General features: G+C 34.1%; 21 protein-coding genes and 1 pseudogene. 15 read left to right on the forward strand and 7 right to left on the reverse strand.

Annotated features, from left to right (window positions below; translation table 11 throughout):
- The first annotated feature begins 352 nt into the window (after positions 1-352).
- From V1T75_RS07815 to V1T75_RS07830, 4 genes are all read left to right on the forward strand, one after another.
- On the forward strand, positions 353-1,057 hold the full coding sequence (locus V1T75_RS07815) for an energy transducer TonB (protein WP_330487984.1): 705 nt from the start codon (positions 353-355) through the stop codon (positions 1,055-1,057).
- 111 nt (positions 1,058-1,168) lie between these two features.
- Positions 1,169-1,903 carry an energy transducer TonB gene (locus V1T75_RS07820; protein WP_330487985.1) on the forward strand — a complete coding sequence of 245 codons (735 nt, stop codon included), beginning with the start codon at positions 1,169-1,171 and terminating at the stop codon, positions 1,901-1,903.
- Between the two features lie 43 nt (positions 1,904-1,946).
- Positions 1,947-2,735, forward strand: coding sequence for a TonB-dependent receptor plug domain-containing protein (locus tag V1T75_RS07825; protein WP_330487986.1), 789 nt, complete (start codon positions 1,947-1,949; stop codon positions 2,733-2,735).
- Positions 2,736-3,062: 327 nt separating this feature from the next.
- Positions 3,063-4,679, forward strand: a complete 1,617-nt coding sequence (locus tag V1T75_RS07830; protein WP_330488012.1) for a TonB-dependent receptor plug domain-containing protein — start codon at positions 3,063-3,065, stop codon at positions 4,677-4,679.
- An 81-nt stretch (positions 4,680-4,760) separates the two neighbouring features.
- Here V1T75_RS07830 and V1T75_RS07835 read toward each other — a convergent pair whose 3' ends face one another.
- From V1T75_RS07835 to V1T75_RS07860, 6 genes are all read right to left on the reverse strand, one after another.
- Positions 4,761-5,834 carry a CNNM domain-containing protein gene (locus V1T75_RS07835; RefSeq protein ID WP_330487987.1) on the reverse strand — a complete coding sequence of 358 codons (1,074 nt, stop codon included), beginning with the start codon at positions 5,832-5,834 and terminating at the stop codon, positions 4,761-4,763.
- Between the two features lie 87 nt (positions 5,835-5,921).
- Positions 5,922-6,761, reverse strand: coding sequence for a DUF3078 domain-containing protein (locus V1T75_RS07840; RefSeq protein WP_330487988.1), 840 nt, complete (start codon positions 6,759-6,761; stop codon positions 5,922-5,924).
- A gap of 79 nt (positions 6,762-6,840) precedes the next feature.
- Positions 6,841-7,791 (reverse strand): DUF3078 domain-containing protein, encoded by a 951-nt coding sequence (locus V1T75_RS07845; RefSeq protein WP_330487989.1) that lies wholly within the window; start codon positions 7,789-7,791, stop codon positions 6,841-6,843.
- Between the two features lie 33 nt (positions 7,792-7,824).
- Positions 7,825-8,334, reverse strand: a complete 510-nt coding sequence (locus tag V1T75_RS07850) for a DUF2480 family protein (protein WP_330487990.1) — start codon at positions 8,332-8,334, stop codon at positions 7,825-7,827.
- Positions 8,335-8,393: 59 nt separating this feature from the next.
- A complete protein-coding gene (locus tag V1T75_RS07855) occupies positions 8,394-8,714 on the reverse strand; it encodes a DUF59 domain-containing protein (protein ID WP_115899355.1) in 321 nt (106 codons plus the stop codon).
- Positions 8,715-8,729: 15 nt separating this feature from the next.
- Entirely contained in the window at positions 8,730-9,155 is a 426-nt protein-coding gene (locus V1T75_RS07860) for a SufE family protein (protein WP_330487991.1), read from the reverse strand.
- Between the two features lie 192 nt (positions 9,156-9,347).
- On the opposite strand from V1T75_RS07860, the gene V1T75_RS07865 reads away from it, so the two are divergent.
- Together V1T75_RS07865 and V1T75_RS07870 are read left to right on the forward strand one after the other, a co-directional pair.
- Entirely contained in the window at positions 9,348-10,274 is a 927-nt protein-coding gene (locus tag V1T75_RS07865) for a PfkB family carbohydrate kinase (RefSeq protein WP_330487992.1), read from the forward strand.
- A gap of 79 nt (positions 10,275-10,353) precedes the next feature.
- Positions 10,354-12,252 (forward strand): amidophosphoribosyltransferase, encoded by a 1,899-nt coding sequence (locus tag V1T75_RS07870; RefSeq protein WP_330487993.1) that lies wholly within the window; start codon positions 10,354-10,356, stop codon positions 12,250-12,252.
- Positions 12,253-12,323: 71 nt separating this feature from the next.
- Here V1T75_RS07870 and V1T75_RS07875 read toward each other — a convergent pair whose 3' ends face one another.
- The gene (locus tag V1T75_RS07875) at positions 12,324-12,686 is read right to left on the reverse strand and encodes an SPOR domain-containing protein (RefSeq protein ID WP_330487994.1); all 363 of its coding nucleotides are present in this window, start codon (positions 12,684-12,686) and stop codon (positions 12,324-12,326) included.
- 214 nt (positions 12,687-12,900) lie between these two features.
- Here V1T75_RS07875 and V1T75_RS07880 point away from each other — a divergent pair, with 214 nt between their 5' ends.
- The 9 genes and pseudogenes from V1T75_RS07880 to V1T75_RS07920 all read left to right on the forward strand — a co-directional run.
- A complete protein-coding gene (locus V1T75_RS07880) occupies positions 12,901-14,193 on the forward strand; it encodes a c-type cytochrome (RefSeq protein ID WP_330487995.1) in 1,293 nt (430 codons plus the stop codon).
- Between the two features lie 32 nt (positions 14,194-14,225).
- Complete coding sequence (locus V1T75_RS07885; RefSeq protein WP_330487996.1) at positions 14,226-17,372, forward strand: TAT-variant-translocated molybdopterin oxidoreductase; 3,147 nt, start codon at positions 14,226-14,228, stop codon at positions 17,370-17,372.
- 27 nt (positions 17,373-17,399) lie between these two features.
- Positions 17,400-18,800 (forward strand): NrfD/PsrC family molybdoenzyme membrane anchor subunit, encoded by a 1,401-nt coding sequence (gene nrfD / locus V1T75_RS07890; RefSeq protein ID WP_330487997.1) that lies wholly within the window; start codon positions 17,400-17,402, stop codon positions 18,798-18,800.
- The gene (locus tag V1T75_RS07895; protein WP_330487998.1) at positions 18,790-19,317 is read left to right on the forward strand and encodes a DUF3341 domain-containing protein; all 528 of its coding nucleotides are present in this window, start codon (positions 18,790-18,792) and stop codon (positions 19,315-19,317) included. The genes nrfD and V1T75_RS07895 overlap by 11 nt, the downstream gene beginning before the upstream one ends.
- Positions 19,318-19,326: 9 nt before the next feature.
- Positions 19,327-19,875, forward strand: a complete 549-nt coding sequence (locus tag V1T75_RS07900; RefSeq protein ID WP_330487999.1) for a c-type cytochrome — start codon at positions 19,327-19,329, stop codon at positions 19,873-19,875.
- A gap of 22 nt (positions 19,876-19,897) precedes the next feature.
- Positions 19,898-21,502: a quinol:cytochrome C oxidoreductase gene (locus V1T75_RS07905; RefSeq protein ID WP_330488000.1), complete on the forward strand. Its 1,605-nt coding sequence runs from the start codon at positions 19,898-19,900 to the stop codon at positions 21,500-21,502.
- Between the two features lie 34 nt (positions 21,503-21,536).
- Complete coding sequence (locus tag V1T75_RS07910) at positions 21,537-22,544, forward strand: cytochrome c oxidase subunit II (RefSeq protein ID WP_330488001.1); 1,008 nt, start codon at positions 21,537-21,539, stop codon at positions 22,542-22,544.
- A gap of 27 nt (positions 22,545-22,571) precedes the next feature.
- Complete coding sequence (locus V1T75_RS07915) at positions 22,572-24,341, forward strand: cytochrome c oxidase subunit I (protein ID WP_330488002.1); 1,770 nt, start codon at positions 22,572-22,574, stop codon at positions 24,339-24,341.
- A 99-nt stretch (positions 24,342-24,440) separates the two neighbouring features.
- Positions 24,441-24,686, forward strand: a pseudogene (locus tag V1T75_RS07920) (IS3 family transposase); the annotation flags it as partial.
- Positions 24,687-25,535 lie beyond the last annotated feature (849 nt).

Here is a 25,535-nt window from a genome sequence, read left to right on the forward strand (position 1 = left end):
AAAACACAATCGTAACTAAAAAAGAACTTAAAGAATTGCAACGTTAAGTTCTTTTTTGTTATATTTATAATCGCTAACATAGTTTTTGCTATGTTTTGTAAAGCATTGTAAATTAATATTTTTAACCATTTTATCCCCCTGAAAATGAAAAATAATAAAACTTCACCAACAAAATTTAAACGATTTTATCCAGATCAGTCAGTTTATAAGAAAGCTTAAGTCAAACAACGATAGTGTAACCTTATTTAACCAGCTAACTTACCAAGTATTCACAAAGTTTTAAGTGTAAAATTTAAGACCAGATGAAATGTCCGCTCTTTTTTGAGTTACCATGTGTTAATCTGAATAGATCATGATGAAAAATATAATTCCCCTCATACTACTGTGTTGTGGCTTGCAATTTGCCGTAGCACAAGAGAAGTGTACATCTGAAAATCTTCATTCAGTAGATGTAAACGTAGTAGATAAGTGTTTAGTAGAAAAAAAAGAAAAAAAGCTTATAGAAGAAACACCAGCTGCAATAACTACAATTTCTGCTAGAAGACATTTAAGAAAACGAATTTACTTTGAAAAAGTTATTAGTTTGGCTACAGGAATAGAAGCAAGAAAAGAAAAGCTGACAATAACAAATGACTTAGCTACATGTCGTTTGTATGATATTAGTCCACTGACAAAAAGGATGAAGAAAAAAGCAATTTCTTTTGATGTTGTCGATGAGATTCCTATGTTTTTATCATGTAATAATCCGTCAAAGGATAGCGTAGACTGCTTTAATTACGAAATGCAAAAACATATAGTAAATACACTGGTATATCCTGATGAAGCCTTAGATAAGGGTATAGAAGGAGAAGTGTTGGTGAACTTTGTAATCGACGAAACAGGTAAAGTAACAGATATCAAAACAGCAGGGCAAAATGTACATGAGATTTTAAAAAAGGAAGCAAAAAGAATCGTATTATTATTACCTAATTTTAGCCCAGGAAAACAACAAGGGAAAAATACAAGTGTAACGTATAGTTTTCCTATGAACTTTAGTTTGAATAGCTCTGAATATTAGAGTGTTAAAATAATTTATTTTCTGTAAAAAAAAGAATACCTTTGTGCGCCATGTTTTTCACAAATAATAAACGATAATTAGTTGATTGGAAAAATGTTAAACCCCTTAGGTATGAGAAAAATTATTTTAGCTATTACATTAGTTTGTTTTTATGCTACTAATGTTGTGTCACAACGTGAAGTATGTGAAACCCCTGAAGCGTCTTTAGTAGACTTAAATAGTATAACAAAATGTACGATTGCTCCAAAAGATAAGAAAAATAAAGGGACACGACAAATCTCTGTAAAAGTATCGGCTAACAGAAGGTATTTAAAAAAGAGAGAAATTTCAAAAAAGAAAGCTGTTTCTAGTGCTGCTGGTCTATCAGGAGCAGGAACTGCGGCAATAGAAAATACCACTCCTCAAACAGCATTAAACGAGTCGTTAACTTTTAAAAACAATCTTGAAAATATCACAAGTAAATTATCAGCAGAAGAAGTAAGAAAAGCTGAGAAGTTTACTACAGTTGATAAGATTCCTTTGTTTGCCGCGTGTAAAAAAGCAAAGAAAAACGAGCGGTTAGATTGTTTTAACGTAGAAATGGTAAAACATATACAAAAGCATTTCCGATATCCAAGTCAGGCTGTCAAAGAATCTATTCAAGGAGAAGTTTGGGTGCGTTTTATCATAGACAAAAACGGCCAAGTTAAGAATATCAAAACTTTAGGTCCTAAAAACGGAGAATTGCTAAACAACGAAGCCGTTCGAGTAGTTTCTCAGTTACCTCAGTTTATACCTGCAAAAAAGTCAGGAGATGAAACCTCTGTAAAATACGGATTCCCTATTATGTTTGCTCTTGATGAGTAAATAATTCAAAATAACTTAATACAAATCAATTAAAATAAACATTATGTTTAAAAAACTACTATTCCTAGTTTTGGTAGTGTGTAGTATGGCTATGTATGCGCAAACTACAGTAAATGGAAAAATTTACGACGAATACTTGGAGCCCTTTCCAAATGCAGTAATTCTTTCAGGTGAGGCTAGAGCAGTTTCCGACTTTGAAGGAAAATTTACACTACAAGTTACGTCAACTTACCCCATAACAATACAAGTTTCTGCTTTTGGATACAAGACAGAAGTACTAGAGCTTATTTCACAAGACCAAGAAGTGAATGTGATCTTAAAAGAAAGTGTAGCACTAGACGAAGTTGTAATTTCAGCATCTAGATCACCTGAACGAGTTATTGAATCTCCTGTAACTATTGAAAGAATGGGGATTGTTGATATAAAAAGAAATACTTCTGTTTCGTTTTATGACGGATTAGTCAACTTAAAAGGAATCGAATCACGTGAAGCAAATTACGGATTTAAATCTGTAAACTCTCGTGGTTTTTCTACTTTCGACAATACTCGATTTGTACAATTAGTAGATGGAGTAGAAACATCAATTCCTGCACTAAACTTCTCAGCAGGGAATATTATGGGGCTTTCCGATTTAGATGTGAAAAATGTTGAAATTCTTCCAGGAGCTTCTTCTGCCTTATATGGAGCAAATGCCTTTAACGGTATTTTGTTAATGAGAAGTAGAAATCCTTTTGACGATGCCGGTATTAGTACCTATATAAAAACAGGAAGCATGTCTCAAAAAGCAGCAGGTAACAATCCTTTTTATGATGTAGGGGTTCGTATGGCATAGGCATATAAGTTTAATGATTATGTAGCTGCTAAAGCTAATTTTACTTATTTCTCTGCTGAAGAATGGCATGCCGATGATACTAGAAATACGACAGGTATTGGTGGAACTGCAACTGATGGAGATCGAAATACCAATACAGACTATGATGGTGTAAATGTATATGGAGATGATTTTAGTTTTAACCTAAATGATTTAAATCCAGCACTGCCTTCTTTAGATGTTAGTAGAACAGGGTATAATGAATCAGACCTAACAGATTATAATGGATATAACCTAAAATTTGATGGATCTATACATATCAGACCATGGGCCAATGACGCATTAGAAATCGTATTAAATTCTCGTTTTTCTCGTGGAGATAATACCTATCAAGGAACCAATAGATTCTCTCAAAAAGGATACTTTATTGAGCAGTATAAACTAGAACTTATAGGGAAAAACTTCTTTGTAAGAGGTTATTATACTGGTAATGATTCTGGAAAAAGTCACGATTTACGATTTGCAGCCATTGCATTGAATGAAAAGTATAATCCAACTCAAAATTGGTATCAAGAATATGCAGGCATATATAGTGGAGCCTTAACAGTTCCTGGGTTCACACCTCTTAACGATGCAGATGCAAGAAGATTTGCCAATAGAAACAGATACACACCAGGATCGGCTGAATTTAAAACAGCCTTAGAAGAGGTAATTAATACTCCAATAAACAAAGGAGGAGCAGGTATAAAAGACGAAACTTCTTTTTATCATTTTGATGCTAATTATAACTTTAAAGATATCATTCGTTGGGGAGAGATTCAGATAGGAGGTTCTTATCGTAAATTTGATATCAATTCAAACGGAACCTTATTTACTGATGAAAATAGCAGTATTGAATTTGACATGGTAGGGGTTTATTCTCAAATTCAAAAGAAGTTTTTAGATGATAGATTAAAATTTACAGGATCTGTTCGTTATGATAAGTCTAAAAACTTTGAAGGGAACTTCTCACCAAGGGTAGCGTTAAACTATTCTTTAGGAGAATCAAAAAATCATATTTTAAGAGCATCTTATCAAACAGGATTTAGAAACCCTAGTACTTTAGAACAATACTTTGGGTTGCGTTCAGGACCTAGCAAGTATATTTTAGGAACCTCACAAGAAAACTTAGATCGTTTCTCTACTACAGTAGTTAATCAAGATGGTTCTACTAGTGTAATTACTGGTAGACAAGCTTTTGGAAATGCTTTAGTTGGAAGAGATAATAGAGTAAAATTAGATGTGAATCCTATAAAACCAGAAAAGGTTACTTCTTACGAAGTTGGATATAGAAGTATCATCGACTTAAATAGTAGAAATATATTAGAATTAGACATCAATGGTTACTACAACCAGTATAATGATTTTGTAGCGTTCAAAGATGCTATTGTAGCGAATTATGGAGCTTTAGAAGCTGATGGAACACCAGATGCACAAGCAGATGCAGCAATTAATAATGGGGATTATACATCGTTTGTTCTTAATACAAATACAGCTGCGAATGTAGACTCGTATGGTGTAGGTGTAGGATTGAATACAAAGGTATTCAAGACGTTTAACTTAGGAGCTAACTACACATATTCAAAATTAATTTTTGACCAAAGTGAAGATCCAACTTTTAAAGCAGGATTTAATACTCCAGAGCATCAAGTAAAAGTAATGTTTGGAAATCCTAACTTATTTAAAAACTTCGGATTTAACGTGAACTTAAGATGGCAAGATGAGTTTTATTGGCAGTCAAGCTTCTTAGATGATACAGTAGATGCAAGAACGGTATTAGATGCGCAAATAAACTATAGAGTACCTGCTATTAAATCAAGATTTAAAGTAGGAGGAACTAACCTAACAGGGAATGAGTATATGGTAGCACCTGGGTCAGGATTAATTGGTTCTATGTACTATGTTTCTTGGACAATTAATGACTAGAAACACAGCTTACAGTAAAATAAAAAAGCGAGGTGAATTATTTTCACCTCGCTTTTTTATTTTACAAGTTCGTAAGATTTGCTATTCATTTTCAGAATCGTTAATGATTCCTAATCGTTTTGCACGTTGTTCCCAGCTTTTTCTAGCTAGGCTCTGTAGATTTGCTACATTATCACTTTCGTCCATTATTTCATAGCCTAAAAGCGTTTCTATAACATCTTCTTGAGTAACTAAACCACTAACAGCTCCGTATTCATCTACAACTAAAGCTAAGTGTTCTCGTTGTTCAATTAGTTTTTCAAATAAATTAGGAATAGATAATTCTCTACTGGCTATTATAATTTCACGTTTAATTGTTTTTAAAGGTTCGTTTCCTTTGTTATCAACCAAAGAAAGTAATAGTTGATCCTTTAAAACATATCCAGTTATATTATCTGGGTTTTCAGCATATACAGGTATTCTAGAAAAACGCAAAGGCCTGTTTTCATTAAAAAAAGATTCAATGCTTTGGTTTTCATCAGCAGTAGTCAGTACCGTACGAGGGGTCATAATGTGTTTCGCCTGAACTTCTTTAAAGTTTAGCATGTTTCTAATTACCTTACCTTCACTTTCATGAAAAACACCTTCTTGCTCAGCAATATCTGTCATAGCAGAAAAGTCTTCTCTACTTAAAACACTTTCTCCATGAGCTCCTTTGCCAAATAGCTTTGTAAATAGTTGTAGTACCCATATAATACCGGTGTATTTACAAAAGAAAATCAATATATTTAAGGCTTTAGTTGTAAAGCCAGCCAAAGATTTCCAGTAAGTTGCACCAATAGTTTTAGGAATAATTTCAGATGCGACTAAAATCAAAATAGTCATTATAGCAGAAACTATAAAAACGCCGTTTCCTTCATCACTAAATATTTTCTTTGCTTGAGCACCAACTAAGATAGCTCCCACGGTATGAGCAATTGTATTTACCGTTAAGATGGCAATAAGAGGTTTGTCTACATCTTTTTTTAAGGCTTCAAGATCATTTGCGTAAGCTTTTTCTTCTTTCTTTTTAACATTTACAAAAGTAGGGGTAACACTTAGTAGAACAGCTTCTAATATAGAGCATAAGAAAGAGAAAAATATAGATAAAGTGGCATAAACAATTAATAAAGTCATTTGTTAGGTTTTTGGGGCTAAAATACGTAAAAAAGAAAACCTCAAGAACATGTTCCTGAGGTTTAACTGTTATGTTTAATTTTTTTTCTAGAAACCGTAATTTACTCCTAAACCAAATACCTCCCTAGTTTGAAAACCTGTAAAGGCATTGTCGTCATAAATTGCTTGCATAGAAAGATTCGCAGATAAATATTTGTTAACTTTCATTACCACGTTAACGGTATAGTCAATGTCCACATTTTGAAAATCTTCAAGGTAGTTACTGTATAAGTTTAAGATGTTTTCAACAGATACATTTTTCATAACCTCTAATTTGTAATAAGCGTTAACCGCAGCACCTAGTTCATAACGGGTTGTTTCGTTTTGAGCTACTCCAAAAGCAGGTCCCAAGTCAGTCAAGTGCTTATGTACATAAATTAACTTAGAAGTTGCAGGAGCAATGTTTACTTTTAAATTGTCATCCTTTTTCCATAACATACCTGGTCCGAATTGGAAATAAGCTGGTGAAAAGAAATGAGATGTTTGCTCACCAGAAACATAAGTAGAAGACATCTGAGTTTTAAAATTGAAAAAAGCAGAGTAATACCAATATCCACTAGCTTTTTTACCCGCTAAAGAGCTTAATTCTAAACGGTCATCCGTTTTTTGCATTGCTTCCCCTTTTAATTTTGTTAAACCGTAAGAAGCAATGAGTTTATTATCCCAAGTCCAATCACCTTTAGTATAGTTAAAATCATAGTTTAACCCAATAGTACCAGAAATGTTATTAGTACCTCCAGCTAACCAATTATTAAAAGCGGATTGATTGAATAGAAAAGAGATGTTACCGCTTCTTTTCCATCCCTCTTTAGGTTCTTCTTTTTTTTCTTCTTGAGCGTTAACTGTTAGTGCTCCAAACAAAACAGCAATAGCTAATAATTTTTTCATTTTAATAGTTTTAAATTAATTTTTGAGGGCGCGAATGTACGCTTAACCTAGGGGTTAGACAATAACATTACGCCAAAAGTCACGTCTTATGAAAAATATAATTTAAACCAAGACCAAACACTTCTTTAAATTGGATTCTACTAGAAGCATCGTCGTCTATAATGGCATGCAAACCAAGATTAGTAGATAGGTTTTTATTAATTTTAACAAAGATGTTTAACTGATAATCAATATCAATATTTTGAGGTTTGTTCAAATAATCTGAATACACCGCTACGATACTCTCCATAGTTACATCTTCCATTATTTTACTTTTAAAATAAGCAGATAAATTGAAACCTAAACTGAAATTGGTATTCTTGCCTTCATCTACACCGTATTTACCAGAAAATTGATTGGAAACAAATGTGTAACGAGCTGTTGCAGGTGCAATGTTTATTCGAGCATCATCATTCCGCTTCCATAGCATACCAGGACCAAAACTCCAGTATGCTGGAGAAAAGAAGTCTGAAACCGCTACTTTGGGCTCTTGTTTGTAGTCATAACCTTTGGTGTATTGTGTTTTAAAGTTACTAAAAAAAGAAAAAAACCAAAGTTTAGAAGTCCTTAATCCTAATAAAGAGTTGTATTCAAACTGATCTTCTGTTTTTCTGACTCCTTGACCATCTACATAGCTTAAACCATAAGCAGAAATAACTTTATTATCCCAGTTCCATTTTTTTCTCTTGTAGTTAAAATCATAACCAAGTGTCATGTTTCCAGCAACGGTGTTATTTCCCCCTGCAGCCCAATTAGAAAAAGACGATTGATTGAAAAGAAAAGTATACTTTCCAACAACAGTCCATTTTTTTGGTGGGTTTTTCTTTACTAAAGGTTCAGCAAACACCCGATAGTTTACTATAAAAGAAGCAAAACCGGTATCTAATGGTGAATTAGTTAAACCTAGAGTAGATATACTATCTTTTTTAGTTTCTTGAGAAACTATAGAAAAAGAGCAACAAGAAAATAAGATTAAGAACAGTTTTTTCATTGGTAATTAAATTGAGGAGTTCTATGAGTTTAATTATCTTTTTCTCTTATAAAGCGGTACTGTTGAACAAGCTTCACCAAACATGATGGTTTTTGCTACAGGGTTGATTTTTTCAATTAATAAAGTATATGCTGATGGAGGTATAGGCTTGTTTGCACAGCCTTTAATTATTACAGGTTTGTCTTTATACTCAGAAGTGTCTAGCTTGTGAATTATCTCTTGATATATTACAGTTTCTAATAATGTTAAGTCGCCAACTACCACTTTTTTGGCAAAAGGAGTAAGTTCAGTAGTCAATAAAAGATAGGCCCAAGAAGGAATAATCGCATCAGAAGAACAAGTTAAGGAAATATAGTTGCCTTGGTATTGAGTCCAGTCATGATTTTTTACAGATTCTCTAAAATCTTTTTCACGAAGAATCAATTCTTCAAACAACCAATTTTTAATATCAAACACTACACGCTTGCCTTTAGGGTAAAAATCTTCTAAATCTATCGTAGTAAGTTTGCTATTAGCAACTCTATTTATAATTTCTTCTGCCATATTTAGTTGAAAAGTTTAAAGTTGTACGCCTTGTGTTTTTAATAGTTACATTAAAAGCCTTATAGCATTCCTAATTCTAATTTAGCTTCTTCACTCATCATATCTTGAGTCCAAGTAGGATCAAAAGTAATCTCAACCTCACAGTTATTGATTTCTTTCAAAGTTTTTACCTTTTCTTCTACTTCAACAGGTAATGTTTCAGCAACAGGACAGTTAGGAGAAGTTAATGTCATTAATATTTTAGCATCATTCTCTTCTGATATAAAAACATCATAAATTAAACCTAGCTCATATATATCAACAGGTATTTCAGGGTCGAAAATTGTTTTTAATACACGAACTATTTTATCTCCTAATTCTTCTAATTTATCTTCAGTCATAATTCTAAACTTCTTTTAAGTTGCTAATTTGCTTTGTTGCGCAATCGCATACATTTTTATTTGTTTTACCATCGATACTAATCCATTAGCACGCGTAGGGCTTAAATGTTCTTTTAAACCAATCTCATCAATAAAGTCAGTATCGGCGTCTAAAATAGCCTTAGGTGTTTGGTCAGAAAACACCCTCAATAATAAAGCCACAATTCCTTTTGTTAATATGGCATCACTATCGGCAGTAAACTCAATTGTGTCACCTTTTAACTCAGAATGCAACCATACTTTCGATTGACATCCTTTAATTAGGTTTTCATCTAATTTGTATGCTTCGTCTATTAACGGTAGCGATTTACCTAGCTCAATAATGTACTCATAACGCTCCATCCAGTCGTCAAACATCGAAAACTCGTCAATAATTTCTTCTTGTATTTCTTTGATAGTCATTTTTTAAAACTATTTTTGCAAAGTCAAAAAGACCGTTTTTAATTAAAGACGCAAAATTACGATAAAAAAGGCAGTTGACATGAGAGTTTAAGCCTTAATGAGTAGAATTAGTAAAATTTTAAGTCTTAGTAGTTTATAGAGGCTTAATGAAATAAATACATTTCTTCTGTTGAAGAGATATTAAGTAGAGTTATGAGTAAATTATTAGCAGTAGGAACCGTAGCATTTGACGCTATAGAAACACCATTTGGAAAAACTGATAAAATCTTAGGAGGATCAGGAACTTTTGTTGGATTGGCAGCTTCACAATTTAGAGTAGAAACAGGAGTAGTTTCTGTAGTAGGTGGAGATTTTCCACAATCATATTTAGATATGATGAACGAAAAAGGGATTAATACCGACGGAGTGGAGATCGTAAAAGAAGGAAAAACATTCTTTTGGAGTGGAAAATACCATAACGATATGAATTCTCGTGATACTTTAGTAACAGAGTTAAACGTATTAGAGCACTTTCAGCCAGTGGTTCCAGAATCGTTTAAAGATGCGCCAATTGTAATGTTAGGTAATTTACATCCATTAACCCAAGCGTCGGTTTTAGATCAAATGAATGAGAGACCGAAGTTAGTAGTATTAGATACTATGAACTTTTGGATGGATATAGCACTGAATGATTTACATGAAGTTTTAAAGCGTGTAGATGTTATTACAATTAACGATGAAGAAGCTCGCCAATTAAGTGGAGAGTACTCTTTGGTAAATGCAGCAAAGAAAATTCATGAAATGGGACCAAAATATGTGGTCATTAAAAAAGGAGAGCACGGAGCTTTATTATTCAATGAAGGGAATATGTTCTTTGCGCCAGCATTGCCATTAGCAGAAGTATTTGATCCTACAGGAGCAGGAGATACTTTCGCTGGAGGTTTTTGTGGATATTTAGCGAAAACAGCAGATATTTCATTTGAAAATATGAAGAGTGCAATTATTTACGGATCTAACTTAGCATCGTTCTGTGTTGAGAAATTCGGAACACAACGTATGGAAACGTTAACTAACGAAGAGGTACAAGCACGTTTAAATGCCTTTAAAGAATTAACCCAATTTGATATAGCATTATCATAAACTATCAATCCGCGCTTTTTGCTGCGGATTTTTTTATACAACACACAAAACCACAACACAACTAAATACTTGAAATTACATGAGTGACGCTATTAAACATGAATGCGGAATTGCAATGGTTCGTTTAAAAAAACCATTACAATACTATAAAGACAAATATGGTACTGCGTTTTATGGTGTGAATAAAATGTATTTGCTAATGGAAAAACAGCACAACAGAGGACAAGATGGTGCTGGATTAGCAAGTATCAAATTTAATGTAGAGCCTGGAACAAGATATATCAGTAGAATTCGTTCCAATCAATCACAGCCAATTCAAGATATCTTCGGTAAAATTAACCAAAGAATTAACGGAGTTTTTGAAGAACATCCAGAGAAGGTTGATGATGTAAAATGGCAAGAGGAAAATGTACCGTACATCGGTAATTTGTTTTTAGGGCATGTTCGTTATGGAACTTTTGGTAAAAACTCTATAGAGAGTGTGCATCCTTTCTTGCGTCAAAGTAACTGGAAACACCAGAGTTTAATTGTTGCCGGGAACTTTAACATGACAAATTCCAAGCAATTATTAAAAGATTTAATTGACTTAGGGCAGCACCCAAAAGAGTTTACCGATACGGTGACTGTAATGGAAAAAATTGGTCATTTTTTAGAATCAGAAGTTTCTGATTTGTACTTAAAAGCTAAGGAAGAAGGGTTTAATAAAAAAGATGCTTCGCCTTATATCGAAGAAAATCTAGATATTCAACGAATTTTACAACGTTCAGCTAAAAACTGGGATGGTGGTTACGCAATGGCGGGACTATTAGGGCATGGAGATGCTTTTGTATTACGTGATCCTTCTGCAATTCGTCCAGCATTCTTTTATGAAGACGACGAAGTAGTAGTGGTTGCTTCAGAACGACCAGTGATTCAAACAGTATTCAATGTGCCGATTGATGCAATTAAAGAAATCGATAGAGGTCATGCGTTGATTATTAAGAAAGATGGTCAAACAACTATGGCTCCGGTTTTAGAAGAGAGACCCAAAAAAGCATGTTCTTTTGAGCGTATTTATTTTTCAAGAGGAAGCGATGCCTCAATTTACGAAGAGCGTAAAAACCTAGGAAAGTACGTGTTTCCTGAGGTTTTAAAATCTATTAATAAAGATATAGAAAACTCAGTGTTTTCTTATATTCCTAATACTGCGGAAACATCGTTTTTCGGAATGATGGAGGCTGCTGAAGATGTATTGAACCAACAAAAAACAGAGGCAATCTTAGCAGGTGAAGGAAAGCTTTCAAAAGAAAGAGTAATTGAAATTCTTTCTAAAAGACCACGTTTTGAAAAAATAGCAATTAAAGATGCAAAGCTACGTACGTTTATTACTGATGATAGTAGTCGCGACGATTTAGTAGCACATGTTTATGATGTAACTTACGGGGTGGTAAAGCCAACAGATAATTTGGTTATTATTGATGATAGTATCGTAAGAGGTACTACCTTGAAGAAAAGTATTATTAAGATCTTAGATCGATTGAACCCTAAGAAGATAGTAGTGGTTTCTTCTGCGCCTCAAATACGCTATCCAGATTGTTATGGTATTGACATGGCTAAGATTAACGATTTCATAGCATTTAAAGCTGCTTTAGAGTTGTTACAAGAAACCAATCAATATCATATTGTTGATGAAGTGTATCAAAAGTGTAAACAACAAGAAGGTAGTGAGGATAAAGACGTGGTAAACTACGTTAAAGAAATTTATGCGCCATTTACAGATGAAGAAGTTTCTGCAAAGATTGCGCAAATGCTAAAAACTGCCGAAATAAAAGCTGACGTAGAGGTGATTTTCCAGCCAGTAAGTGGGTTGCACAAAGCGTGTCCAGATAATTTAGGAGATTGGTATTTTACAGGTAATTACCCAACTGATGGAGGACATAGAGTAGTAAATCAGGCATTTATTAATTTCTATGAAGGAAATGATAAAAGAGCTTATTAATAATTAATAAGTTCTGTAAAAAAAAGAGTGATGGTATACCATCACTCTTTTTTTTACACCTGTTTATTGATTTACATAGGAACCACAATGGCACCAGAGAATTTTTCACGGATTTCATTCAGAGCTCTGTCAGCATGTAAGCGTGTTTTATAATTACCTACTTGTATTTTCCACTCTGGAGCTTTGTAAGTTAGTTTAGTAAAAACATCAGGGTACTCAATTTTAAATCTATTACGCAAGCTTCTAGCCCGTTTTTCTAGTCCGTTATATAGTTGGATTCTATATCCACTTCCGTTATTTTTGTTATAGGTACGTTTTTTTTCTATCAACGAAATAATGTCTTTGTTATCAGTAAGTTTGTCCTGCGCTTTTACGTTAAAAACACTACCCGTAATAATGAATAAAAAGGTGATTAAGATGCTGTATTTTTTCATTTTGTTGAATCTTTTTACAAAAGTAACGACTTGTTAGTTAATACATTGTTAATGTGGTTTATTTAGAATTGTTATAAATTATAGATTAGGATTCTCTTAACATTTCACAATTTAGACAGAAGTAGTACTTTTGTGCAACTTTCTGTGTGCTGTTTTTTAATAGTGTAACAGAAAAAATTGTACCAAAATAGATACAAAACTTATATTTTATAGTATGAAAAGTGTGAATCATCACAGTAGATTAACCAAAACTCTAGTAAGGAGTTTAGCTTTCTTTTTAGTTTTCTTAGTAAGTTCTTCCGCGTTTTCACAAGATATTGACGAAGCGCGTCAAAAAGAAGGAAAGAAATTATTTAAATCTCTTTGTGCTTCTTGTCACAAGTTAGATAAAAAACTTGTAGGTCCTGCGTTAGCTGGAGTAGAAGAAAAAAGAACTAACGAATGGTTAAAGGCATGGATTAAGAACAATGCTGAGCTTAGAGCATCTGGAGACAAAGATGCAATTGCTATTTTTGAAGAGTATAACGGTTCTAACATGACTGCTTTTCCGCAGTTAACAGATCAAAACATTGATGATATTCTTTATTATACAACTGTTGGTGAAATGAAGACAGCTGCTGCTGCAGGAGCTGAAGTTGCTGGTCAGCCTCAGGGAGATCAGGCACCTAAGTGGTTGATTTATATATTAGCTGCGGCAATTGTTGTAGCGTTTTTAATTATTGGTAGTTTATTAAAAACTATTAGTGAGTTAAAAGGTGCTCCAAAAACTCCAGGTTTAATGGGGCAAACTGCTGAGTTATGGCAAGGAATTAAACAGAATACTTTCTTAAAAGTGTTAACCGTAATTTTCGGAGCTTTAGTAGCTGCTTATTTCTTGTTTGGTACCTTGTTTAAAGTTGGTGTTGATACAAATTATCAACCAATTCAACCAATTGCCTTTTCACATAAAATTCACGCAGGAGATAATAAGATTGACTGTCAATACTGTCACTCGTCTGCTAAGCACAGCAAAACATCTGGAATTCCTTCAGTGAATGTTTGTATGAACTGTCATAAGAATATTTCAGAAGTTGCGGATGATACTAAAGTGGTAATGGACGATCATACACTAGTAAAAGCAGATTTAGATAAAGAAATCGCTAAGATTTATGAAGCAGCAGGTTGGGATGCAGATAAATTAGAGTACACAGGAAATACTAAGCCAGTTAAATGGGTTAGAGTTCATAACTTACCAGATTTTGCATATTTTAACCACTCACAACACGTAACAGTTGGAGGTGTAGCTTGTCAAAAATGTCATGGACCTGTTGAAGAAATGGAGGAAGTATATCAATACTCACCATTAACAATGGGTTGGTGTATCGATTGTCATAAGGCGACTAAGGTTGACTTAAAAGGTAATGAGTACTATGCTAAAATTCATGAAGAGTTAGCTAAAAAGTACGGTGTTGAGCAAGTTACTATTGCGCAATTAGGAGGAAAAGAGTGTGGTAAGTGCCACTATTAATCAATTTAGAAAGTAGAAAAACACATATATAAATGGCTTCAAACAAAAAATACTGGCAAAGTGTTGAAGAACTAAAAGGTAGTTCTATTGTTGAAACGCTACGTAATAATGAGTTTGTACAAGATATTCCTACAGATGAATTTTTAGGCGACAAAGAAACCTTAGAAACATCATCAACTTCACGTAGAGATTTCTTGAAATATGTTGGATTTACCACAGCAGCAGCTTCTTTAGCAGCTTGTGAAGGTCCAGTAAGAAAATCAATTCCTTATGTAGTGCAACCTAATGATATCGTAGTAGGTGTTGCTGATTGGTACGCAACTACAATTGCAGATGGTTTTGATTTTGCAAACGTATTAGTAAAAACACGCGAAGGGCGTCCAATTCAAATCATGCCAAATAAAGAGGCAGGAGGAGTTACTAGCGCACGTACTCAAGCATCAGTTTTATCATTATACGATGAGAAATTACGTTTAAAAGAACCTAGAGAAGGAGGAACTCAAATTTCTTGGGAATATGCAGATAAAGAAATTATAGCAAAATTAAACGAATTAAAAGATGCTAATGAACCAGTAGTGTTATTAACAGGAACTTTAGCGAGTCCTTCTACTGAAAAAGTAATTGCAGATTTTATTACAGCTTATCCAAATGTTAAGCATGTAGTGTATGATGCGATTTCTGAAAGTGCAGCTGCAGATGCTTTTGAAGCTATGTATGGTAAAAGAGCATTACCAGATTACGATTTTAGCAAGGCAGCAGTAATCGCATCTATTGGAGCAGATTTCTTAGGAGATTGGCAAGGTGGATATGAAAAATCGTATGCAGATGGTCGTAGAGTAGAAACTGGTAAAATGTCTTACCATGTTCAAATAGAAAGTAACATGTCTTTAGCAGGAGCAAATGCTGATAAAAGAATAGTTGCTAAGCCTTCTGAACAGGTTTTCGCTTTAATAAACTTATACAACGAAGTAACAGGAAGTAATCTTCCTTCAAAAGCAACAGCTTTTGATGCAGAGGTAAAGCAATTAGCTAAAGACCTTAAAAAAGCAGGTTCAAAAGGAGTTGTTGTTACTGGTTTAAATGATAAAAATGCTCAATTAATTGCCTTAGCAATTAACAACGCGTTAAATAGTGAAGTAATCGATACGAAGGCAGTGAACTTAAAACGCCAAGGTAACGATACTCAAGTGGCTCAATTAGTAGCAGACGTTAAAGGAGGAAAAGTAAAAGGTTTAATTACTTATAATGTAAATCCTTTATACTCATTGTCAAATGCAGCTGATTTAGCAGAAGGAATTAAAAACTTAAAGTTATCTGTTGCTTTATCTACTCAAGATGATGCTACAGCTAATGCTACACAATATACATTGCCAGCACCTCATAACTTAGAAAGTTGGGGAGATGTTATGGCAAAACAAGGTGTTTATAGTTTAATGCAACCAACTATACAACCATTATTTAATACACGTCAGGTTCAAGATGTGTTATTAAAGTGGTCTGGAAGTACAGTAAACTACTATGACACTTTAAAAGAGTTTTGGAGTACTAATGTATTAGGAGGAGCTTCATGGAATCAAGCTTTACATGATGGATTCTTTAAAGCTGAAAATGTTACTGTAGAAGAAGAAATGGCTTTTGAATCTACAGCAGATGTAAATGCAGCAGCAGTACAATTAGTAAGAAACGCTAACAATGCTTCAGGATTCGAATTAAACTTATATTCATCAACAGCTTTAGGAGACGGTAAACAAGCAAACAACCCATGGTTACAAGAATTACCAGATCCAATTACACGTGCTTCTTGGGATAACTACTTAACCGTTTCTATGGCAGATGCGAAAGAATTAGGTTTTGAAAACCCGGTAAAAGATAACGGTGCTATTGATGGTAATTATGCGAATGTAACAGTTAATGGAGTTACAATAAACAAAATTCCAGTAATCATCCAACCAGGTCAAGCAAAAGGGTCAGTTGGTTTAGCATTAGGGTATGGTAGAACTCAAGGGTTAAAGTCAGAAATGCAAGTAGGTATTAATGCCTATCCTTTCTACCAAAACGGAAACAATGTACAATACAATGTTTCTATAGAAAAAGCTTCAGGATGGCACAAGTTTGCTTGTATGCAAGTACAAAGTACTCTAGCTGGTCGTCACGATATTTTGAGAGAAGCTTCATTAAAAGAAGTAAACGATAAAAAATTAGATCCTAAGCATACTTGGAATAAACCATTTATGGTTTCTTATGATCATCAAGAAGTTGAAGGAAGTAAAATCGACTTATGGGATGAGCATGATAGAAGTTTAGGACACCACTTTAACTTATCTATCGATTTAACATCTTGTACAGGTTGTGGAGCATGTGTTATTGCATGTCACGCAGAAAACAACGTTCCAGTTGTTGGTAAAGACGAAATGAGAGTTGGTAGAGATATGGCTTGGTTACGTATTGACCGTTACTACTCTTCTACTGTAGAAGATAAGCAACACGATGCTAAAATGACGATGGAAGAGTTTAAAGCTCAAAATCCAAACATAGCTAACCAAGAAGTTGAAAGACGTTATACTGAAAAAGTATTAGAGTTAAGCAAAGGAGATTTATTTGATGCTTTAGAAAATCCTGCTGAAAACCCACAGGTTGCTTTCCAACCTATGATGTGTCAGCACTGTAATCACGCACCATGTGAAACAGTATGTCCGGTAGCAGCAACATCACACGGTCGTCAAGGTCAAAACCAAATGGCATATAACCGTTGTGTAGGTACTCGTTACTGTGCAAACAACTGTCCATATAGAGTTCGTCGTTTCAACTGGTTTAACTATGCTGAAAACAATGAGTTTGACTTCAATATGAACAATGAATACGGAAAAATGGTGTTAAATCCAGATGTAGTTGTTCGTTCTCGTGGAGTTATGGAAAAATGTTCTATGTGTATCCAAATGACGCAAGCTACTATCTTAAAAGCTAAGAAAGAAGGTAGAGCTGTTAATAAAGATGAGTTTGAAACAGCATGTTCATCTGCTTGTTCAACTGGAGCTATGGTATTTGGAGATATAAACAACTCAGAAGATACAGTTACAGCGTTAAAAGAAGATAAAAGAGCTTTCCACGTGTTAGATTATATTGGTACAAAACCAAACGTAGTGTATCAAGTGAAAGTAAGAAATACAAACGAAGCTTAATAGTAAAATTAATAAGTATATAGATTTATGTCGTCTCATTACGAATCATCTTATAGAGAACCTTTAATACTTGGTAACAAGAGTTACCATGATATTACTGAAGATATTGCTAGACCTATTGAAGGGAAAGCAAACAAAAATTGGTATATAGCATTCTATATCTCTTTAGCAGCAATGTTATGGGGATTTGGATGTATCTTCTACACCGTAGGAACAGGTATTGGTGTTTGGGGATTAAGTAAAAACATCGGTTGGGCATGGGATATTACCAACTTCGTATGGTGGGTAGGTATCGGTCACGCTGGTACACTTATTTCTGCTGTACTATTATTATTCCGTCAAAAATGGAGAATGGCAATTAACCGTTCTGCAGAAGCGATGACAATCTTTGCGGTATTCCAAGCAGGATTATTCCCAATTATCCACATGGGACGTCCATGGAACGGATACTGGGTATTACCAATTCCTAACCAATTCGGATCATTATGGGTTAACTTTAACTCTCCGTTATTATGGGATGTATTCGCAATTTCTACCTATTTATCGGTATCATTAGTTTTCTGGTGGACTGGTTTATTACCTGATTTTGCAACGATTCGTGATAGAGCTGTTAAACCTTTCCAAAAGAAAATTTATGCATTATTATCTTTCGGATGGTCAGGTAGAGCAAAAGACTGGCAACGTTTTGAAGAAGTGTCGTTAGTGTTAGCAGGTTTAGCAACACCATTAGTACTTTCTGTACACACAATTGTATCGATGGACTTCGCAACTTCTATCAACCCAGGATGGCACTCAACAATTTTCCCTCCTTATTTCGTAGCAGGAGCAATTTTCTCAGGATTTGCCATGGTACAAACCTTATTAGGTATCATGCGTAAGGTTACAAATATGGAAGCATATATTACACGTTTACACGTTGAGTATATGAACATCGTAATCATCTTAACAGGAGGTATCGTAGCTGTAGCGTATGCAACAGAATTTTTCATCGCATGGTATACAGGTTCTCCTTACGAAAACTACACATACTTATCATTCGGTGCAGAAGCAGGAGCTTATGGATGGGCATTCTGGTCGTTATTAATTTGTAACATTTTCACACCACAGTTATTATGGATCAAAAAGATTAGAAGAAGTTTTATCTGGTCTTTTATAATCTCGATAGTAATTAATATTGGTATGTGGTTTGAGCGTTTTGATATCATTGCAATTGTATTAAGTAAAGGACAGTTACCATCTACATGGTGGCGTTTTGAACCAACGTTTGTAGACGTAGGTATCTTTATAGGAACTATCGGATTCTTCTTTGTATTATTCTTATTATATGCAAGAACTTTCCCAGTAATCCCTACAGCAGAGATTAAGACTATTTTGAAATCATCAGGTGAGAATTTTAAAAAATCAAGAGAAGAGAACAATGAGCACTAATAAAGTAATTCACGCATTATATAATGATGATGATATCTTAATGGATGCCGTTAAGAAAGTAAAAGCAGAAAATCATCATATTGAAGAAGTATTTTGTCCTTTCCCAGTTCATGGGTTAGACAAAGCAATGGGCTTAGCACCAACACGTTTAGCAATTACTGCTTTTTTATACGGTATTACAGGTTTATCAGTAGCAGTTTGGTTAACATGGTATACTATGATTGCTGATTGGCCTCAAGATATTGGAGGAAAGCCAAACTTTTCATGGGCTACTAATATGCCAGCTTTCGTTCCGATTTTATTCGAATTAACAGTGTTTTTTGCAGCACACTTAATGGTAATTACTTTTTACATGAGAAGTAAGATTTGGCCATTTAAAGAAGCTGAAAATCCTGATCCAAGAACTACAGATGATCACTTTTTAATGGAAATTCCTGTTGAAGGAAATGAAGAAGAGTTAGTGTCATTGTTAGAAACAACAGGAGCTGTAGAAATTAACGTAGTAGAAACGCACTAATAAAGAGATATGAAGAGTTTTAAAATAATTATCGCTTTAGCTGTAGTAGCAACAAGCTTAAGTTCTTGTAACGATAAACGCAAACCACAAGTACAATACATGCCCGATATGTATGTCTCTGTACCATATGATGTAAATGGTGCAGATGGTTTAAACGGAAACATGGTTAACAAGTTACCTGTTGCAGGTACTGTAAATAGAAACGGTGTAGTAGCTTATGACATTCCCGATACTAATGAAGGGTATGAAAAAGCAAAAGCTGAATTAAAAAATCCACTACCAACAACTGAGGCAAACTTAGAAAAAGGTAAAGAGCTATACGGAATTTACTGTGCTTCTTGTCACGGAACAAAAGGTGATGGTAACGGAGTATTATCTCAAAGAGATAAATTCAACGGTATCCCAAATTACGCAGATAGAGAGTTAACTCCAGGAAATATTTATCATGTAATTATGTATGGTAAAAACTTAATGGGATCTCATGCATCACAGTTAAGGTACAACGAGCGTTGGCAAGTTGTACAATACGTAGAAAAATTAAGAAGCGAATTAAAATAAGTCTATAATAGATAGTTAAGATATGTACCAGTTTTCAGGAAAATTAAAAATGCTTGCTATTGTTTTAATGGCTGTAGGACTTTTAGGAACAGGTTATAGTTTCTTTTCAGCACCTAAAACATTAGAAGAAGCAAAGGAAATTTTAGCAAAACAAGATGCACACCATGGAGGTGGTCATGAGGCAGCAACAACTCATACTGAGGAGGAGCATGCAGGTGAAGCTAAAGTTGAAAAGCATGTTGAAGTTGAAAATCACAAAGAAGATACAACAACTGAAGCGCATGTTGCAGATAGTACTGCTGCACATACTGAAGAAGTAGCACACAATGCTGAGCAAGAACACTCAAAAGAAGCTACAGAAAACACACAAGCGCAAGATAGTTCAGCTGTACACGTAGCGGATAAAGCTCATACAGAAACTACAACTGAAGCGCACGCTGAAGTAGCTGCTCACGGTGAAGATCATGGAGCTGCTCATGCAGAACACGCTTTGCATCAAATGCAAAATAGACCTTGGTCTGCCTTATATGTTGCTTTATTATTCTCTTTAGGGATCACCTTATTAGTACTAGCATTTTATGCTTCTCAAAGAGTGGCACAGTCTGGATGGTCTGTTGTGTTATTTAGAGTTATGGAGGCCATCACAACAAACTTACACTATGTAAGTCTTGCTATGTTGGTATTCTTAATAGTAACAGCAATGCACATGAATCACCTATTTACTTGGATGGGAGAGGGAGTAACTGATCCAACGAGTCCAAACTACGATTCCATCATAGATGGTAAAAAATGGTATTTAAATACTCCAGGTTGGTTAATCAGAAGTATTTTCTATTTAGTAGTATGGAATGCTTATACTTTTATTATTAGAAGAAACTCTATTAAACAAGATAATGGAGATTTAAAATTACACAAGAAGAACTATAATATTTCTGTAATTTTCTTATTCTTCTTTATGATTACTGAAAGTATGATGTCTTGGGACTGGATCATGACGATAGATCCACACTGGTTCTCTACATTATTTGGGTGGTACGTATTAGCTACTTTCTTAGTATCAGCACTAACAGTAATCGCAATGGTAACTATTTACCTACGTTCAAAAGGAGTTTTACCATTGGTAAATGATAGTCATATTCACGACTTAGCGAAATTTATGTTTGGTTTCTCTGTATTCTGGACGTATTTATGGTTTGCTCAGTTCATGTTAATATGGTATGCAGATATGCCAGAAGAAACTACGTATTTCTTATTGCGTTTTAACGAATATAAAGTGCCATTTTTAGCAATGGTTGGAATGAACTTTATCTTCCCTGTGTTATTGTTAATAAACAGTGACTTTAAGAGCATGCCTTGGTTTGTAATCTTAGGAGGTGTAGTAATTTTAGCTGGTCACTATATCGATTTGTTTGTAATGGTTATGCCAGGAACAGTTGGTGGTCAATGGGGATTCGGAGTAGGTGAAATTAGTGGACTATTATTCTTTACAGGATTATTTATCTTCGCTACTTTCAGTGCGTTTGCAAAAGCAAATCCAGTACCAAAAGGTAACCCGTATTTACACGAGAGTGAAACCTATCATTACTATAATATCGAACACAGAGGAGAAGATAGTAATCATCATTAATAAAAAGAATTAATAAACAAATAGTTTAGATAATATGCTCGCTTTATTTTATATTTTCATAGCAGTTGCAATTGGAGTAAGTTTTTGGCAAATTACTCGTATAATGAATTTCCGTTCTGTAATTGCTACAGATAAAGACAACGAAAAACAAGGTAAATACGCTTTAGGTTTCTTAGCATTCCTTTATGCAATGATGATTTACTGCTTAATTGCCATGAATGTAATCATGTTACCAGAAGCTGCTTCTTTTGAAGGAGAGCATGATGATAACCTTTTCAACATTACTTTTTGGTTAATAGGAATCGTTCAGTTTGGAATGCAGTTTTTAATTTTCTTCTTTACTTACAAGTACAGAGGAAATAAAAACAACAAAGCATTATTTTATGCGGATAGCCATAAATTAGAATTAATTTGGACGACAATTCCAGCGGTAACAATTGTATTATTAATTGGATACGGTTTATGGGCTTGGAACAACATTATGTATGTTGGCGACGATGAAAACCCTATCGTAATTGAAGTATACTCTCAACAATTCCGTTGGGATGCACGTTATGCAGGGGAAGACAACCAATTAGGTTTAGGGAATGTAAACTTTATTAAAGGTATCAACACTATGGGGGTTGATATGTCAGACCCAAGTGCACAAGATGATAAGCAAGTAACAGAATTATACTTACCAAAAGGAAAGAAAGTATTATTCAAATTCCGTTCACAAGATGTATTGCACTCTGCTTATATGCCACACTTTAGAGCTCAAATGAACTGTGTTCCAGGTATGGTTACTCAATTTGCATTTACGCCAAAATACACGACTGCTGAAATGCGTGACAATGAAGAAGTAAAAGCAAAAGTAGAAGGAATTAACAAGATTAGAAGAGCAAAAGGAGAAGACCCATATGAATTTGATTACTTATTATTATGTAATAAAATTTGTGGAGCATCTCACTACAATATGCAAATGAAAATCACTGTAGTTGATCAAAATGAATACGACAAGTGGTTATCAGAACAAAAAACATTAGCTCAAGTTATTAAATAAGATATTTTTTTAAAGTATATATAGATTATGTCAGATCATCATCACAAAGAAACATTTGTAACTAAATACATCTTTAGCCAAGATCATAAAATGATCTCAAAGCAGTTCCTTGTTACAGGTATATTTATGGGTATCATAGGAGGTTTCATGTCTATGTTATTTCGTTTACAAATTGCATGGCCAGATACATCTTTTTCAATTGTTGAAGCATTCTTAGGAAGCCATCAAACAGATGGAATTATGAACCCAGATATGTACTTAGCCTTAGTTACAATTCACGGTACAATCATGGTATTCTTTGTATTAACGGCAGGTTTAAGTGGTACATTCTCTAACCTATTAATTCCGTTACAAATTGGAGCTCGTGATATGGCTTCTGGATTCTTAAACATGGTATCATACTGGTTATTCTTCCTATCATCAGTAATAATGATTATCTCATTATTCGTAGAAGCGGGACCAGCATCAGCAGGATGGACAATTTATCCTCCATTATCTGCCTTACCACAAGCAATTCCAGGTTCAGGTACAGGTATGACCTTATGGTTAGTGTCTATGGCAATATTTATTGCTTCATCATTAATTGGGTCGTTAAACTATATTGTTACTGTATTAAACTTACGTACAAAAGGAATGAAAATGACAAGATTGCCTTTAACTATGTGGGCATTCTTTATTACAGCAATTATCGGTGTAATCTCATTCCCAGTATTATTATCAGCAGCATTGTTATTAATCTTCGATAGAAGCTTTGGTACTTCATTCTATTTATCAGACATCTTTATTTCTGGTGAAGTATTGCACTACCAAGGAGGATCACCAGTATTATTTGAACACTTATTCTGGTTCTTAGGTCACCCAGAAGTATATATTATTTTATTACCTGCATTAGGAATTAGTTCAGAAGTAATTTCAACAAATGCGCGTAAGCCAATTTTCGGATATCGTGCAATGGTTGGATCTATCATGGCAATTGCATTCTTATCTACGATTGTATGGGGTCACCACATGTTCGTATCAGGAATGAACCCATTCTTAGGTTCTGTATTTACTTTTACAACAGTATTAATTGCAATTCCTTCGGCGGTAAAAGCGTTTAACTACGTAACTACCTTATGGAAAGGTAACTTACAGTTAAACCCAGCAATGATGTTCTCAATCGGATTAGTTTCTACGTTCGTAACAGGAGGTTTAACAGGATTAGTATTAGGAGATTCAGCTTTAGATATTAATGTACACGATACATATTTCGTAGTGGCACACTTCCACTTAGTAATGGGAGTATCTGCCTTATTAGGAATGTTTGCTGGTGTGTATCACTGGTTCCCAAAAATGTATGGTAGAATGATGAACAAAACATTAGGATACTGGCATTTCTGGTTAACAATTATCAGTGCTTACGGAGTATTCTTTCCAATGCACTTTATCGGATTAGCTGGTTTACCACGCCGTTACTATACCAACACAAACTTCCCAATGTTTGATGACTTAGCAGATATTAACGTGTTCATGACTATCATGGCAATCATTGGAGGAGCAGCTCAGTTAATCTTTATTGCAAACTTCTTTATCTCTATGTATAGAGGTCAAAAAGCTTCACAAAACCCATGGAATGCAAATACACTAGAGTGGACTACCCCAGTTGAGCACATTCACGGAAACTGGCCAGGAGCAATTCCGGAGGTTCACAGATGGGCTTACGATTACAGTAAAACAAATGAAATTGGTGAATACGTGCACGGGAAAGATTTCGTACCACAAAATATACCATTATTAGATGGGGAAGAACCATCTTAAAATAAAAAACAAAGCATAAAAAAAGCCTTCCAATATTGGAAGGCTTTTTTTATGCTACTGTCCCGTCCTAAAATAAGTTGACACAAATTAGACTTATTTATGACTTTATCAGAAGAATCAAGAGAAAAGCGAACACAGCGAGATTACACTTTAGGCTTTAAATTAGCAGTTGTATCTCAAGTATAAAAAGGAGAGCTAACGTATAAACAAGCTCAGAAATCTTATGGTATTCAAGGTAGGAGTACAGTTTTGGTTTGGTTACGAAAACATGGTAACTTAGACTGGAATAAACCATCAATCCATACCATGCCAAAATCAAAAGAAACACCTGCCCAAAAGATTAAGTGATTAGAAAGAGAACTTAAAGACGAAAAGTTAAGAAACCAAATTCTAAATACTGTCCCGTCTAAAATAAGTTCCATTATTTTAAATTCAAGAGAATATAGAAAAAGACTTGTCAGTATTCTAGTTTAGAAGCTGAGAGTAGTTTTTATCTCATGGGGCAAATGATAAAAGATAAAAACTAGAGAAATAAGCTTAAAAATACAAATTGAAAGAAGGCTGCTGCTTTTCAAAAGGAAAAAATAATTTTTACTTATAAACTATAAAATGAGCTTACAGAGTTAGTTGAAAGGGTATCGCCATTTTCTTAGTGATGTTGTTTAGGCCAAGTAAAAAAACAATATATTTATTTATCGTACATACATAGGAGATATTATACTACTACTCTAAAGGCTATCAATAGGAATTGAGGAAACCCAATATGTATTGATGATGATTTCAGGAAAATACTTAACTGAATAAATAAATAGGATTTCAAAAATGGGACTCTTAGTATCACAAATGAAAAGGAATCATAGTTTATGTCAAAAAACTTTGCTTGAATATTAATAGAAAGGTACCTATTTTGTATAAGGAAAATGAAGAATACAGGCTGTTTTCATTGAATTCTAACGCAATTTGCTACCATATATATATAGTATATATAAGTCACTTCTGTGTTAATGATAGTATTTAAAGCGGGTGTTTAGAGCACAAGAGTAGGTATTGTTTTGATTGGTTAGAAAAAACTTTCAGATATAAAGAGTTAGATTATAGCGGGTTAAAAAATAGTTTTAAAAAAAGATAAAAAAAGTCATTGTTGTAAAGAAAAAGGTATCTATATTTGCACCCGCAAACGGAGCAGCGGTAAGC

Source organism: Tenacibaculum sp. FZY0031 (genome assembly GCF_036350695.1).
Taxonomy (GTDB): domain Bacteria; phylum Bacteroidota; class Bacteroidia; order Flavobacteriales; family Flavobacteriaceae; genus Polaribacter.